Below are 15,372 nucleotides of genomic sequence, written 5' to 3'. Positions count from 1 at the left end.
CTTTCCTTAGCTGTTCAAAGCCTCAATAACCGACTCAGCCAATGTTTCCATATATAATGGATCACGATTAAGCATCGCAATTCTGTCTATTGTAATATCAAGCTCTTTCGATGCCGCTTGTGCTTCTATATCCAGATCATATAACACTTCTAAATGATCGGATACAAAGCCAACCGGTGCAACGAGAATGGCTTTTACACCTTCTTCAGCTAGAACAGGAAGCGTTTCAAGAATATCCGGTCCAAGCCATGGATCTCTTGTGCGACCTGCGCTTTGCCATGTAAACTGCCAATCCTTCACGTTAGCGGCCTTGGCAACTGCTTCAGATGTTTCAAGGAGCTGTTGCTCGTAAGGATCGCCAACTTCACGGATTTTCACCGGCAAACTATGTGCGCTGAAGAGTACTTTCACGTTCTCTTCTCCGCCAGTCGTTTCTACTAGTCTGCGCAAGCCGTCCTCTACTCGTTCAGTAAGCGCCTTAAGCAACTTCGGATGCAGGTGATATTGCTTCACGAATTCCATTTCAATCCCAAGCTCTGATGCTTTCTCTTGTGCACGCTTAATATAGCTCCCAACACTCATCGTTGAAAAATGCGGGGCCAACACGATACCGACAGCTTTCTTAATGCCGTCCTTCGCCATCAGCTCCACACCATCTTCAATGTAGGGCTTTGCATGCTTTAAACCTTGATAGCAAGTAAATTTTCCAGGAGCAAGCTGCTCCAGCTTATCCTGCAAGCCTGCAACTTGTCCGTTCGTATTTTCTCTTAATGGAAACACTCCGCCAACGATAGCCTCATAACGTCCTTTAAGCTCTGCAAGCAGTTCAGGAGTTGGAGCGTTGCCGCGGCGAATATGCGTGTAGTAAGCTTCCACATCATCCATTGATTGGGGTGTTCCATAGGACATTACAAGTACGCCGATTTGCTCTGCTTTATGCTCAGACATGACTTGCCTCCTTCTTGATTTTCGCCGCAATGGCTGTCTCGGAATAGGAATGAACAAACGCTGTAAGCTGAGCCAGCTTCTCTAACGATGCTTCAGGGAATAAGCCATGTCCAAGATTGAAAATAAAGCCAGATTCTTGAATGCCGCTATCAATAATTTCTTTGGCATAGGATTCGATTACGCTAATCGGAGCAGTAAGAATGGTAGGATCTAGATTCCCTTGTACGGCAAAGCCATTATCCAGTCTACGTCTGCCCTCAGCAATAGATACGCGCCAATCCAGTCCAATTACATTTGCTTTCACATCATGCAGTTCTGGCAGCAATTCACCTGAACTCACACCCGGGAAATAAATTTTTGGCTGCTGCAAATCCGATAGTTCTGTAAAAATCCGCTCAATCGTCGGAAGTACAAACTTTCGGAAATCAGCTGGAGCGAGTGCACCAACCCAGCTGTCAAACAGCTGAAAGGCTTTTCCGCCCGCTTCTATGTGCGCACGTACATATGTAATGACCATATCGCCTAGCTTACGCATAAGCTCATGCCACATCTCAGGTTCGCTATACATCATTTCTTTTGTCCGCAAGTAATTTTTCGAAGGTCTTCCTTCTATTAAATAGCTTGCAATCGTAAATGGGGCTCCTGCAAAGGTAATAAGAGGAACCTCAAGCTCACGATCCAAAATACGAATCGTTTCTAGAACATGTCCCAAATCTCCCTCAACATCGATCGGCTTTAGACGTTCAATGTCCGCTGCTGAGCGTATAGGGTTCGCAATTACGGGACCAATGTTGGCTACAATATCGAAATCAATACCGATTGATGCAACTGGATTCATAATGTCTGAATACAGGATTGCTGCATCAACGCCGAGCTTATTAACAGGCATCATCGTTACCTCTGCTGCCAGCTCTGGCTGCTTGCATATTTCAAGTAGTGAATATTTTTCTTTTATTTTACGATAATCAGGATCATAACGTCCTGCCTGCCGCATGTACCATACAGGTACCCGATCTACTTCTTCCTTCTGGCATGCCCGTATGAAACGGTCGTTATAAGACATTCCCGTTCCCCATTTCTATGTATTTTGCTATGCTTTCATTATGCCCTTTTTCCTCTGCCCTAACAACCTGCGCTAATGTATTTCCTATGACAATAGTATGACAAAAGCGTGCCTGTTGCATGAAAGATGTGTGAATTTCGGCTAAAAAAAGATAACTTCTTCATTAGAGTCGCAATGAACTCCATGAAAAAAGTTATCTATTTCGATGCTGCTTAGCGTATTTTTGCATTACTTGAACGTTTCGGCATACTGCGGAAGAATATAAGATTCAATTTTCATATGCAAAGAAAGTAGGGGCTTGTCCTTGCTCATAGCTGGAAATTCCTGAAATAAGTTAGGATAGTCCTTATTTATTGCCTCGCTAGTAAGCTCCGTCATCGTCCACGTTTTCAAAGCATACAGTCGCTCGTATTTATGTAAATTATCAATGTAGAGCAATAAGTTTTCCAAATGACCTACAACCTGTACCTCAAAATTAGTCTTCACCGTTTCGGCAGTTGTGTCACTGCCTTGAGCAGCTTCCTGCTCACTGCCAGATGCCTGCTTCACATAAGCTAGAGGCGCTTGCGAATAGTAAGAAATATCGGATAAAAAAATAAGATTATCCGAATCCAATCTACTCACTGGCACACGCACTAGCAATTTTTCTATTTGCTCATCCGAAATTTTTTCATTGGTATACTGGCTTTGAACATTTTCCAGAGAAATGTTTTTTTCGGTCAGCGTATCTCTCGCCTGCTTCAACGTATCATGCTGGGGCAATAAATAGATAAATAGGACCGCTGCATTTATTACGATCAAACCTGCGATAGCTGCAATAAAGATCAATTGAAATCGACTAAGTGACTGTTTCCATACATTGAGGTCTTTCAGCTTCAATTCCATCATTACTGAGCTCCTTTTTCTTGGGATAGCTCAATGTCCAGCAATAGCTTATATACTTCTTTTCTAACCTTTTTTATCTCAATTTCGTCGTCATTCGTGGAAGGTACCGATTCAGAAGTCTCTTGATCATCTACCTTTTTGTAATAGGAGGTCACCTTAACCTCTTTTAGCTCGTCAGCATTCTCCAACTTCTTCAAATAAGTAATAATTTCGGTTGCTTCCTTAAAATCCAATTCCATTTTTAACTTCGTTTCTTCCTGAGCATCAATACTGACAATTTTGGTCGTTTTAGGCAAATAACCAATGATGACTTTCAAATACGGCTTCCACTCCTGACGGGAATTTTGAAGCTGATCAATCATTTGTTCCGCTTGCTTATACCCTTCCACCTTGATCTTTAGATCACCATTAGCTGTAATCTCCCTGATCTGTTGATCCAGTCTTATAACTTCCTGCTCCGCTTCCTTCGCCTTAGCAGACCAAGACATGTAATAAAACATTTGCGCGCCAAGCAATAATATGGTTATTACTAGCATCAGAGGCATAAGCTTAGGGTTTTGAGAGCTGGTATTTTTCTTAGGAGGCAATAAATTAATAGATTTCATTACTCCTTCCCCCTTAATGCCAAACCAAGCGGTACCGCATAAGTTGGAACATGCCAGCCTGCATCGACATTTTCAACGCTCAACAAATCCCAATGATAGGTTATCACTTGTGGATTCAAGCTTTCATCCATCAATGCCGCCAGCTTATCCAACTGTGGAATATCACCTGAGAGCAGAATGGACTGGAAGGACTTATCGCCTTTATTTAATGTGTAATAATAGAAATTCATTAACCGTTCAAGCTCACCAATCAAATCCTGCGCAGCGTTTTGGAAGGTCTGTTCAGGACTCGAAAAATTATCCAGCCATTCATTTTTTTCTGAACGGTCCTCGTTGACCCAAGATTTAAAGGAAACCTCGACATTTCGGGTTATTTTAAAGCTGCCTTCCTCCACTATCGTTATTTCGCTATTTAGCTCATTAACATTCACGATCAAATTGATACCGTCAGACACGAGAGGGCTCCACTCGATCAATCGCAGCAAAGAGAATGGCTTTATTTCAATGCTGCATGGTACGAGCTTTAACGCCTCAAAAATATCAACATAGTCCTGTAAAATGTTCATCGGCGCAGCGACAACGAGCACATCACATAGATTATCCTCTTGTTCTGGTCCAACTGCTGCAACTCTCGGCTGCTTCGGCAGCTTAATAAAGTCATAGTAAGGGTTATCAAAAGCAAGACTTAAATTATTTTTCATCTCAAATTGCACAAGCTTTTTGAGCTCCAGATGTACGAGATCTGGAAGCTTAAAGCTCCTTACCATTACCGTCTGGCTTGGAATAGCGAAGTGTACATATTTTGAATTGAATTTATTGCTTTCGAGAAGTGCTTTTATGAGTTCTTGCAGTTTATCCTTATCTTTAATTTTGCCATCCTCAACAATATCTTGAGGCAAGGGCGCTGAGCCATAGTTCAATACACGAACGCCTAATTTCCCTTTTTGTTGTACCTCACAGATCTTTACAGAACTGTCGGTAATCTCAATGCCCAGCGTCTGATGGCTGCTCGATAGTTTACGCAGTATGGATTGTCTCACTGGAATCCCCCTTAAGGCTGTGCATGGTGTCCCGTTTATTTGATACAAATACGTTCTTGATTGGTACCGTTAACTAAACCTGTTACATAGTGACCCTTAGCATACTCATCATTAAATTTTGTTGTTCCTCCAACATAAAAGCCCTTCATTTGATTGTTCGTCCAGGTTTTATTCATATCCTGAAGTGTCGCGTCTTTAAATACCAAAAGCATATTGCCGATATCAAGACTACCTTTGAGCGTCCAATCATTAAACTTCAAATTCGACTTCGTTATCAGATTCTCTCCTATCTTTATAACAGTTCCCTCTTTTACTGTGTTTTGGAATCCAATATCCCCTTTAGCAACGAGTGAGCCACCTACACTAAAGGTTTTCTCGAGTGTGCTCCCAACAATAAAATTGCCTTCTGTGACCAGATTGCCTAGCACATTAAAATCATAAACTGTATTTTTCAAGGAAAAATCCCCCTTAACGAGAATAGAACCCTGAACTAGGAAATCTTTATTTATGGTACTGTGGAAAGTAAGACTTTTATTTACAATGACGTCTTCTCCCACTTGAAATCCGTATACGGTATTCCAGAAATCAAGCTGTCCATTCACCTTTAAGGTGCCGCCAACTGAAAACAACCCACGAACTCCGTCGACATGCTCAGCAACAGGATTATAAAAGAGCATATTGCCTTGAACGGCAACACTTTTTTTTATGTCAAAGCTAGTTACGCCGTTTGTTGCAATAATATTTCCTTTAACGACTATTCCTCCGTTGACCTGCCATATCGATATAGGGTAGTTGATATATATATTTCCATTTACAATCAGATCGCCTTTGACAACCAGTTTCTTAAGTGTATTGCTAAACGTTAAATTTCCTCCGACAATCAAATCACCTTCAACGACTATCGTATCAATTGTCCCGCCGCTGCCGAGGGTTACATTGCCTTTAACAAGTACATTTTTATTGAAGCTTATACTCTTCGCGTTTTTTACCTCTCTAACAATCAAATTGCCGCCCACGCGAACATCGCCCTTAAACAGCATCTGTGCGTTGACGATATCCTTGAATTCAAGATCACCCGTTGCAACAAGAGAATTGCCACTCAGATCAGCCTCTATGACCGTATCCTTTGTTATTTCGGTAGTAGGAGATCCGCTAATATTAACTTTTCCGGGATGGTTTATCGCTGCACCTGATTCCCATTTGGATAATTCACTAGTTGTTGTAACGTTACTGTCAAGATCAGCAACCTGCTGGAATCGGTTATCAGTGAAGACATTTTGGAAAGCATCCCTTATTGCAGATGAAGCATGATTTAAATAGTAATCCGCTGTACTGCCAAACCAGCCTTGAAACTGCGTATCATCAAATGCATTCAAGAAATGCTCTGGCGGCAAAGGCTCTCCCGTTGCAGGGGAATAGTAGCAGGCAGCAAATAATTTATTATTTTCCTTTGCTGTCGTATTTTTGAGCAGCACCTTTTGACCTACTGTCGGGACTGGCGGTGTCGTTGTTGGTACCGGTGTTGGAGATGGTGTTGGCGTTGATACTGGCCCTGGTGTGGATGGGGGTATATATAGCGTCTCCAAATTGTATCTCACTTTGCTTGTCCTAACCTGATTGCCAATCCCCGCATCAGATTCGAAGGTGACTGCAATAGGTTTATTAGCACTGTTCGTTACTAACTTTACATCTACATCAAGCTGAGGCATATTGTTAACTTGTAAAATCAACCCATTGATGACCTCAGCTGTATTGCGAGATTCATCTTCTTTTTTCATATCCTCGTACAGTCTAGCAAAAATAGTCATGCCCGAATGAGCTTCTGTGAATGATTTTTCAGCATTCGCATTTGTTTTGGCTTGCAGAAGACCAATATTTGTACTCATGGCTAATGGGACTAAAACGAAGGAAATCATAATAATGAATCCAAAAACGAGCATCAAGGTGCCGCCTTTTTCTGATCCAAAACATTTAATCATTGCCATTTCCTCCCTTGTCATATTATTCTATGAATAAATCAATGCGACTATTTTCCTATAAAGGGGTGCCATATGCGAAATCAAAAGGGATTAACATTGGTCGAGGTTATGGGCTCAATTGTTTTGCTGGGTATCGCAGTTCTTGTTATTACATACGTCCTGCAGCAATCGACCATAGATACGAAATCCAATGAAAAGACGGATCAATCGGTTGTCATTACGAGAAATCTCATGGAGGAAATAAAGAGCAAGCTGAAGTCAAATCAAGCGGAAACAACCGTTCAAGGACAAGCTGTTTCTCTTGCAAACTTGCGGAATCTATCATCTGTTACTATCTACTACCCTAGCAATACTGACCGCCGTTATGAGCTTAAAGCCCAAGCTTATGATGCATCACTAGGTACCATACCTGTAGCAACAGCCACTCCTTATAATTTGGATAATGTCTTCAGGCGAATAATCGTTATCTGTAAAGATTTAACGACATCTAAGCAATTTGAACTAGAAGCTTATGTAGAATACAAATAGTTAGAGACGAGGTGAGAAGATGTACCGATTCGCAAAAAATGAAAAAGGTCTTACGCTCGTAGAAGTAACGGGAGTGCTCGTACTAACAGTCGTTATATTGGGATTTTTGATTTATTTGCTAAATTACTCGAGTACAAGCCTTAAGCAAGTATCAGCGCGTGAAACGACACTTCAGGAATCACGTGAAATTATGAGTCAGGTTGTCAAAATGGTTCGCAAGGGCTATATTCCATCCCCTTTAACAAGCAGCTCCAGCAATTTGCGTCTCATAAACGGTGAAGAAACAGTAGATTATATCTACGACAGCTCAGCCAAATCACTGACCGTAACCACCACGCCAACGGGAACAACACGGCCCACTTCCACCTTCACACTCTCTAACCATGTTGAAAGTATTTTGTTCGTAGCACTTGATGGCCGGATTGAAGTTAAGCTGGAAATGAATCTGCCGAACAAACAAACACAAGAAACATCGACGATCGTCTACACGACCCAACGTAATAATTAAAAAGATAATAAAGATAAGTACCATTGAATGAGGCCGTTCCCCCAGTAATAAGCCGCTAACGCTCCTAAGGCTATATAGGGGCCGAACGGTATCGTTTTGCCCTTTGCATGTACCCCAGTCACCATCATTGCGATTCCCCCGATTAATCCAAATAAACTGGCGAGAAACAGACTGAGCAAGGTGAGTTTAATACCTAAAATCAAGCCAATGAATACATAAAGCTTGATATCTCCTCCACCCATAGTCTCCTTCTTTAGTACCAAACTGCCGATCAAACCAATGACCAGCAATGCACCGCTGCCTGCTAGCGCGGCAATAACGTAATTTAACATCGGAAGCGGATGCACAAGTATACGGATTAATAATGCCCCGAACACACCAACGAGCACCACTTTATTTGGAATAATCATATCGGTCAGGTCTGTTTGTACGATGATGGTGAGGATAGAAATAAAAAATAATAGAGCGAGAAGTTCGAGTTGCCAGCCTAAGTAATAGGCTGAATAGGCGAATAAAAGTGCAGTTATGAAATCACCTGCTAGATAACGCCAAACAATTGATTGGCTTCTAGTTGAGGGTTTAAACTTCGAGATTAGAATATTTAACAACGGAAGGACTGCATAGGGCTTAGGCTTCTCTTTAGCATAAAGGTCGTAAGTAGGTGGATAAGTCGATAGCAGACGATTATCCCAACGTATGGCGACAGCGTTGAATAGACCACTAAGAAGCAGCCCAAATAAAGCGAATGCAATTATGCCTGCCACTGTCATATCATCCCGTCCTTGCTAGAGAAATTTATAGAAAGGCAACCCTGGTGGGGTTGCCTTTCTATAATATAATTACCACAATTATGTTTAAGTTGTTTTTTCAATAGTAACTTTCCAAACATCACCTGTCTTTACTGCTTTTATTGTTCTTACCCCGCCTTTATTAAATTTTGGAGCTACATCAAGGTATCCAGAAGTCACCAAATCTGTAATAGCAAGATCAGATCCTTTTGATGTAGTATCTCCTTCATTATCAATTAAGTAACGAAGTGCAGCCTCTTGAATCATTTGCTCACTTGCCGTGTCTGCTTTAGTTTTAGACTTATCAATTGTATTCCCAATAGCCGGAATAGCAATAGCCGCAATAATCCCCACAATAACTAGAACTGCAAGCAACTCGATAAGTGTTAGACCTTTTTGATTCCGTTTCAATGCCATTAACATAAACATTCTCCTCTCAATTTTGAAAAAATATTTGTAAACCATAAAACCAAATTCAGCAATACGATAAAGCTGCTCTGAGCAAGGGGTACATCTATGCTCAGAGGGTTTTCTCCTATACTTTCATCTGCCTGCTTGCTTCAAATCTCAAACTCTACTAATCCTGCATTACGGCTTACAAATAGCTTTGCATCATTTTAAAGGTCGGCATCATAACAGCCATTACGATGACGCCTACGACACCTGTCAGCAACACAATCATGAGCGGCTCCAAAAGCGCTTTTAAACGATCTGCCATTTGATCCACATCTGCCTCATAGAAATCCGCGACCTTGTCCAACATGCTCTCAGTGGCGCCTGAACGTTCCCCGATGGCAAGCATCTGCACGACCATTGGCGGGAATAGCTTGGATTGCTTGAGCGGTTCGGACATCGTTTCCCCACTTAACACTTTTTCTCGTATATCAGAGATCACCTTGCCAATCGCTTCATTGCCTACTACATTGGAAACGATGGTCAAGCCCTGCATAAGTGGGATTGCTGCTGCAATAAGGGAACTGAATGTCCGTGAAAAGCGAGCAATTGCTTGCTTATGCCACAAGGTTCCAAATACCGGTATCTTTAGCAAAAGATAATCCACTCGCTGTCTCCCTACTTGCGTCCGACGAGCTAGTTTCCATAATAGAGAAGGCACGAACAACAATGCGATGACTACATACCAGTAGCTTTGTGTGAATTCGCTCACTGCCATAACGATTCGAGTTGGGAGCGGCAGCTCGATGCCCATTCCTTCAAAGCTAAGCGCATACTGAGGGATAACGAATATCATCATAAAAATAACAACAACTACCATCATGACGAGCATAACGGTTGGATACACCATTGCTGATTTTACCTTTTCCCTCGTATTGCGTTCCTTTTCGAAAAAGACCGCAAGACGCTCAAGCATCAAATCCAGATTACCTGCCGCTTCACCGGCTTGAACCATGCTTACGAAGACTGGCGTGAACACCGTCGGATAGGCAGAAACTGAGTCAGAAAACTGCTTGCCCGCTCTCATCTCTTCAGCGATCGCAATCAACAGCTTGGATAACGTTTTGCTAGCTGTCTGCTCGCTTAATATTTGAATCGACTCCACCAAGCTGACACCAGCACGATACATCGTCGCCAGCTGTCTGCAAAAAACCGTAAACTGATCCATTTTGACTCGCGGACCGCCGAAAGAGATGTCTTTGTATAACGTTGTCTCATTGGTATTTAATATTTCAGTAACCCATAAGCCCTTATCGCTCAGTGTCTCACGAGCTCTCTGCATATTATTGGCTTCTAAAATCCCTATGGACTTCTTTCCGCTAGATGTAACCGCCTTGTAACGAAATTTCGGCATCGTACCACCTCCCTAACACTGACATGGCTTACCTTAAAGTTCACCGTAGCCGAAAAGCATTTCTCGCGCGTCTTCTACCGTAACCATCCCTTGCTGAACTAGATCACGCAAAGCAAATTCCATCGTCTGCATCCCTTGAGCGCGGCCTGTCTGCATGACCGAACGTATCTGATAAACCTTTTCTGTACGAATCAGATTGGCAACAGCAGGAGAATTTACTAGCACCTCGAACGAAGCTGTTCTTCCTTTGCCGCTTGCTTTCGGCAGCAATCGCTGCGCAATGACACCGATTAATACAGCTGCAAGCTGGATTCGAATCTGTGCTTGCATCGCAGGCGGGAATACATCAATGATTCGGTCAATCGTTTGCGGTGCATCTGCTGTATGCAAAGTTCCGAATACGAGATGTCCCGTTTCTGCGGCGCTGATTGCCGTACTAATCGTCTCCAAATCTCGCATTTCTCCTACCAGCACAATATCCGGGTCCTGCCGAAGCGCTGCCCTCAATCCATTCGAGAACGAAGGTGTATCCAGTCCAATCTCACGTTGATTAACCATTGATTTCTTATGATCATAAATAAACTCGATAGGGTCTTCCAGCGTAATAATATGAGCATTTTCTGTTTGATTCAAATGCTCGATAATCGATGCTAGTGTCGTTGATTTACCGCTGCCGGTAGGTCCTGTGACTAGAAGGAGCCCATGCGGTTTTTTGGCAAAATCCGTCGCGATTCGCGGCAAGCGCAGCTCTTCCATCGACGGTATTCGGCTTGGTACGATTCGTATAGCGAGACCAATGCTTCCCCGCTGCTTATAGGCATTTATTCGAAATCTTGCAAGACCAGCAATGCCGTAAGAAAAGTCAACGTCACCATTTAGCTGCAGCGTCTCAAATCTCTCATCTGTCATCAGTTGTTTTGCCAGCTCCATTGTGTCAATCGGCTTCAGCAGGGTATCATTAACGGGCACTAATTCTCCATGAATACGAAAAATGACAGGTGAATTAACGGTTATATGAATATCTGATGCTAGTTTTGAATGAGCCAAATAAAGCAATTCCTCCGCTTGCATGATAAAGCACCCTTCCTGTCAACCTTCTGCCTCTTACTCTCCCTGTCCAAGTACACGGAACACCTCAGTTACTGTTGTATCTCCCTTAACCGCCTTGCTGAGTCCATCAACTAAAATAGGAATCATGCCCATCTTAAGCGCGTACTCATAATATTCATTGTCAGAACGCTTCGAAATGATCATGGATCGAAGCTCATTATCTACAAGCAGTACCTCATGAATCGCCAATCGTCCCTTGTAGCCTGTTCGACCGCATTCCCCGCATCCAGCACCTTTGAATAATTGTTCCGTATGTATACCATGACTGGATATCAGTTCTAACTCGTTTTCTGTTGGAATATAAGGCTGTTTGCAGTGCTTGCAGATTCGTCTAACAAGACGCTGCGCAACGATACAATTCACCGCAGACGAAATGAGAAACGGCTCTACGCCCATATCAATTAATCGCGTGATGGAATTTACAGCATTATTCGTATGAAGTGTGCTTAGAACAAGATGACCTGTCATAGCAGCTCGCACCGATATTTCGGCCGTCTCCGTATCACGAATTTCTCCGAGCATCACGATGTTCGGATCTTGTCGCAAAATAGCCCTCAAGCCTCTCGCAAACGTTAGTCCAGTAAGCGGGTTAACTTGAACTTGGTTTACCCCTTCAAGCTGAAACTCAACGGGATCCTCCACAGTAATAATGTTCACGTCTTCTCGGTTAAGATGTGCAAGTGCAGAATAGAGTGTCGTTGATTTACCACTGCCTGTTGGGCCCGTAATGAGCACAACCCCATTAGCCATTTCGATGCTTTTGCGAAACGTGATTTCATTTCGCTCTGATAAAGCTAACTTCGAAATATCCGCAAGAGAATTGCCAAGGTCCAAAACGCGGATTACTACCTTCTCACCATGAATGGTTGGCAAAGTTGATACACGGATGTCTACCTTACGGTAATCAATGTCGAGCTCAACCCGTCCATCCTGTGGAAGTCTTCGTTCAGCAACATTTAAATTGGCCATAATCTTGATTCGAGCTACAATAATGCCGTGCATATTTGGAGGAAGCGTTCTTTCCGTTCGCATGACGCCATCCACACGATACCGAATGCGGAAGCTGTCGGCCTGCGGATCCAAATGAATATCGCTCGCGCCTAGTTGAACGGCTTGTACAATAACTTGGTTTACGGTTTTGACGACAGGCGAATCCTCATTCTGAATAGCATGTTCCTCGTCGATGTCCTTCATTTGCAGATTCTGGCTAATTTGCTCAATCGTATCTTGTAATCCGTAAAAGCGGCTTATCGAACGAACAAGCTCGTCCTTTGAAGCAATGACGGGTTCTACTCTTAATCCGGTTGCGATTTGAATTTCGTCTATAGCGAAGTAATCCATGGGGTCAGCCATGGCTAATACCAGCTTATTGCCGTCCATTCGAAGCGGCAAAACACAATGCTGATCAGCCAGCTTTTGAGAGATGAGTTGAATGATTTTCGGGTCAATTTTCTGACGATATATTTGTACATGTGGAATACCGATCTGAAATTCCAATGCCTCAATAAATTGTTGCTGTGTGATATAGCCTTTGGAGACCAACACATCGCCGAGCCTCATCTTTAATTCCCGTTGCTGCTCTAACGCTAGTTGCAGTTGCTCCAGGGTAATTACACCAGACTCTACCAGCAAATCACCTATACGCTTGCGAGCACCTGACATAATTTGTCACCAACCATCAATAGATTTGCTTTTGGTACTAGAATAATTAGTGAATCTATGAAACTTGCTTTAATTAAAGCAATTATTGGAAGTTGTGTCAATGACTTTTGAACTAATTTTTATATTTTGGAATAAGTATATGTAACTATATATCGGTTCATTTGTCCCTATTTTCAAAAACCATCCTCTAATCTAACTATTTTTGAAAAAAAGGCTTTGTCGTTCTGTTTAAAAAACTTGTCGTTTGTTGTATTTCCTCCTAATCACTTCTCCTTGAATACGGGTCTGCAAGAAATGAAAAGGAATAATGTGCTATACTTTGGCTATGGAACAGTGGAAAAAAAATCTGATTGTATTGTGGTTCGGACAGTTTCTTGTTATGGCTGGAATGACAATGATCATTCCATTCTTGTCACTTTATTTGCAGTTTGATTTAGGATTAAGCGATCCGCATGAGATCGGACTTTGGGCGGGCTTTATTTTTGCCGGAAACTTCATTACCTCATTTATATTCCAACCCATTTGGGGTAAACTGGCAGACCGTTACGGTCGGAAAATGATGCTGCTGCGCTCAGGCTTCGGTATGTCGATTGTTATGGTCCTCATGGGCTTCGCTACTAATCCTTGGCATTTGCTGCTGCTTCGTATGCTGAATGGTACGATTTCCGGCTTCAATCCCGCCTCTATCGCACTAATTTCAGCAACAACGCCTAAGAATCGTATAGGGTTCGCAATGGGAACCGTACAGTCCGGCGGTATTGCCGGAACAATTCTTGGTCCGCTTATTGGGGGGCTGCTTGCCGATACGATCGGTTTTAGGCCGATCTTCTATTTGACTGGAGGCTTCTTATTTGCTGCTTCCATGCTTGCCTTATTTGTCGTTAAGGAACCGTTCGATCGTATGAAAGCCGCTGCTAGGGAGCATGTTTCTGTCATCTCTGGCTTTCGCCAGTTGAGTCATATTCCTCAGCTGCTCGCTCTATTTACGGTCACATTCCTCATCCAATTCGCGATGATGAGTCCGATGACGCAAATTCCGCTGTTTGTACAGCAATTGCATGGCACCACCGCCAATCTGGCTTTTTTCGCTGGATTCGTAGGATCAGTAACCGGTCTCTCCAACCTTGTCGCCTCACCTTTGCTCGGCAGGTTAAGTGATCGAGTCGGGGCAGAACGAGTACTTGGCGTCTCGTTAATTGGCGCTTCGCTCGCTTTCATCCCGCAGGCTCTTGCCACCACTGTCTGGCAGCTGCTCATCGCGCGCTTTTTTCTTGGCATCTTTCTCGGCGGTCTTATTCCGGCGGTCAACGCATTGATCCGTCAATACACGCCCGATGGCATGGAAAGCCGCGCATACAGCTTCAATACCAGCACGCTTAGCCTTGGCAACATGATCGGCCCGATTACCGGCGGTGCATTATCCGGCTGGATCGGTCTTCAAGGACTGTTCGTCCTATCTGCCGTTATGCTCTTCGCCAACGCCATATGGGTATGGCAAACGCTGCTGCGAAAGCGGCCAAACAAACAAAAAGGACGTACGGGAGAATAAACTTCTCCCGCATGTCCTTTTCTTTTTTAGTTACCTCTTTTGGTACCTATTCTGCTAACCGTTCCGCTATATCTTCTGTTATCTCTCTGCTATATCTTCTGTTATCTCACTTGTTATCTCATCTGTTATCTCTTTAAATACCTCTTCCAATGTCTCTCCTGTTGCTTTTCAGTTACCATATCCAATATCTATTCTGATTCTTTCAGTTACCTCTTCCGATGTTTCTTCTGTTATCCGCTCTACTGTATTTTCTGCTATCTCTTCAAATCACTCTCCGGAAATTTCTTCTGTTGTCTCTTCTATTGCTTTTCAGTTACCTCACCCGATGTTTCTTCTGTTATCCGTTCTACTGTATCTTCTATTGCACCTTCTTTAGCCTCTTGTGCTGTCTCTTGTGCTGTCTTTTATGTTGTCTCTTGTGTTGTCTCTTGTGTCGTCTTTTGTGTTGTCTTTTGTGTTGTCTTCTGTGTTGTCTCTTGTGTTGTCTTTTGTGTTGTCTTTTGTGTTGTCTTTTGTGTTGTCTTTTGTGTTGTCTCTTGTGTTGTCTTTTGTGTTGTCTTTTGTGTTGTCTTTTGTGTTGTCTCTTGTGTTGTCTCTTGTGTTGCTTTTCAGTTACCACTTCCGCTGTTTCTTCAGTATCCGTTCTACTGTATCTTCTATTGCATCTTCTTTTGCCTCTTTTTTTCTTTTCGATTTATTGATTATCAATTTAATGTTATTTAATTTATTGTGAGAACACGGGTTAGTTTCAATAAATAATACTATTCAGAAGAATGATGAGTTTTGATTTAAGATAAGATCAACATTTGAAACTAAATGCCCTTTCCATCACTCTAAAACTAGAGTGACTAGTGGATAATTTCAAAAAATGAAGCTAAGATCTACATTAGTTAATAATCT

General features: G+C 42.7%; 14 protein-coding genes. 3 read left to right on the top strand and 11 right to left on the bottom strand.

The annotated features are described in order from the left end of the window. Nucleotides 1-6: 6 nt before the first annotated feature. From hemH to AC0YOD_RS06585, 6 genes are all read right to left on the bottom strand, one after another. The gene (hemH, locus tag AC0YOD_RS06610) at nucleotides 7-948 is read right to left on the bottom strand and encodes a ferrochelatase (RefSeq protein ID WP_475798490.1); all 942 of its coding nucleotides are present in this window, start codon (nucleotides 946-948) and stop codon (nucleotides 7-9) included. Then, nucleotides 941-2,011 (bottom strand): uroporphyrinogen decarboxylase, encoded by a 1,071-nt coding sequence (gene hemE, locus AC0YOD_RS06605; RefSeq protein ID WP_475798489.1) that lies wholly within the window; start codon nucleotides 2,009-2,011, stop codon nucleotides 941-943. Before hemE ends, hemH begins: the two co-directional genes overlap by 8 nt. A 228-nt stretch (nucleotides 2,012-2,239) precedes the next feature. Beyond that, nucleotides 2,240-2,896, bottom strand: a complete 657-nt coding sequence (locus AC0YOD_RS06600) for a hypothetical protein (RefSeq protein ID WP_475798488.1) — start codon at nucleotides 2,894-2,896, stop codon at nucleotides 2,240-2,242. Nucleotides 2,897-2,898: 2 nt separating this feature from the next. Continuing rightward, the gene (locus AC0YOD_RS06595) at nucleotides 2,899-3,501 is read right to left on the bottom strand and encodes a hypothetical protein (protein ID WP_475798487.1); all 603 of its coding nucleotides are present in this window, start codon (nucleotides 3,499-3,501) and stop codon (nucleotides 2,899-2,901) included. Continuing rightward, nucleotides 3,501-4,541, bottom strand: a complete 1,041-nt coding sequence (pilM, locus tag AC0YOD_RS06590) for a type IV pilus biogenesis protein PilM (protein WP_475798486.1) — start codon at nucleotides 4,539-4,541, stop codon at nucleotides 3,501-3,503. The genes AC0YOD_RS06595 and pilM overlap by 1 nt, the downstream gene beginning before the upstream one ends. A gap of 35 nt (nucleotides 4,542-4,576) precedes the next feature. After that, nucleotides 4,577-6,520 carry a hypothetical protein gene (locus AC0YOD_RS06585; protein ID WP_475798485.1) on the bottom strand — a complete coding sequence of 648 codons (1,944 nt, stop codon included), beginning with the start codon at nucleotides 6,518-6,520 and terminating at the stop codon, nucleotides 4,577-4,579. A gap of 72 nt (nucleotides 6,521-6,592) precedes the next feature. Between AC0YOD_RS06585 and AC0YOD_RS06580 the strand changes: the two genes are divergently transcribed. Then, the gene (locus tag AC0YOD_RS06580; RefSeq protein ID WP_475798484.1) at nucleotides 6,593-7,048 is read left to right on the top strand and encodes a type IV pilus modification PilV family protein; all 456 of its coding nucleotides are present in this window, start codon (nucleotides 6,593-6,595) and stop codon (nucleotides 7,046-7,048) included. Nucleotides 7,049-7,067: 19 nt separating this feature from the next. Further along, nucleotides 7,068-7,556 carry a hypothetical protein gene (locus AC0YOD_RS06575; RefSeq protein WP_475798483.1) on the top strand — a complete coding sequence of 163 codons (489 nt, stop codon included), beginning with the start codon at nucleotides 7,068-7,070 and terminating at the stop codon, nucleotides 7,554-7,556. On the opposite strand, the gene AC0YOD_RS06570 is transcribed toward AC0YOD_RS06575, so the two are convergent. The 5 genes from AC0YOD_RS06570 to AC0YOD_RS06550 all read right to left on the bottom strand — a co-directional run bounded on the left by AC0YOD_RS06570 (nucleotide 7,553) and on the right by AC0YOD_RS06550 (nucleotide 12,923). Beyond that, nucleotides 7,553-8,320: a prepilin peptidase gene (locus tag AC0YOD_RS06570; protein WP_475798482.1), complete on the bottom strand. Its 768-nt coding sequence runs from the start codon at nucleotides 8,318-8,320 to the stop codon at nucleotides 7,553-7,555. The two genes, AC0YOD_RS06575 and AC0YOD_RS06570, sit on opposite strands and share 4 nt — an antisense overlap. A 90-nt stretch (nucleotides 8,321-8,410) precedes the next feature. Then, a complete protein-coding gene (locus AC0YOD_RS06565) occupies nucleotides 8,411-8,767 on the bottom strand; it encodes a prepilin-type N-terminal cleavage/methylation domain-containing protein (RefSeq protein ID WP_475798481.1) in 357 nt (118 codons plus the stop codon). Between the two features lie 172 nt (nucleotides 8,768-8,939). Then, the gene (locus AC0YOD_RS06560; RefSeq protein ID WP_475798480.1) at nucleotides 8,940-10,151 is read right to left on the bottom strand and encodes a type II secretion system F family protein; all 1,212 of its coding nucleotides are present in this window, start codon (nucleotides 10,149-10,151) and stop codon (nucleotides 8,940-8,942) included. Nucleotides 10,152-10,184: 33 nt separating this feature from the next. Then, nucleotides 10,185-11,222 carry a type IV pilus twitching motility protein PilT gene (locus AC0YOD_RS06555; protein ID WP_475798479.1) on the bottom strand — a complete coding sequence of 346 codons (1,038 nt, stop codon included), beginning with the start codon at nucleotides 11,220-11,222 and terminating at the stop codon, nucleotides 10,185-10,187. Nucleotides 11,223-11,255: 33 nt separating this feature from the next. Then, nucleotides 11,256-12,923 carry a GspE/PulE family protein gene (locus AC0YOD_RS06550; protein WP_475798478.1) on the bottom strand — a complete coding sequence of 556 codons (1,668 nt, stop codon included), beginning with the start codon at nucleotides 12,921-12,923 and terminating at the stop codon, nucleotides 11,256-11,258. A gap of 325 nt (nucleotides 12,924-13,248) precedes the next feature. Between AC0YOD_RS06550 and AC0YOD_RS06545 the strand changes: the two genes are divergently transcribed. Continuing rightward, nucleotides 13,249-14,472 carry an MFS transporter gene (locus tag AC0YOD_RS06545; RefSeq protein WP_475798477.1) on the top strand — a complete coding sequence of 408 codons (1,224 nt, stop codon included), beginning with the start codon at nucleotides 13,249-13,251 and terminating at the stop codon, nucleotides 14,470-14,472. Nucleotides 14,473-15,372 lie beyond the last annotated feature (900 nt).

This window comes from Paenibacillus sp. J31P13, assembly GCF_056269295.1.
This window is presented reverse-complemented; position numbering and strand designations above follow the sequence as displayed.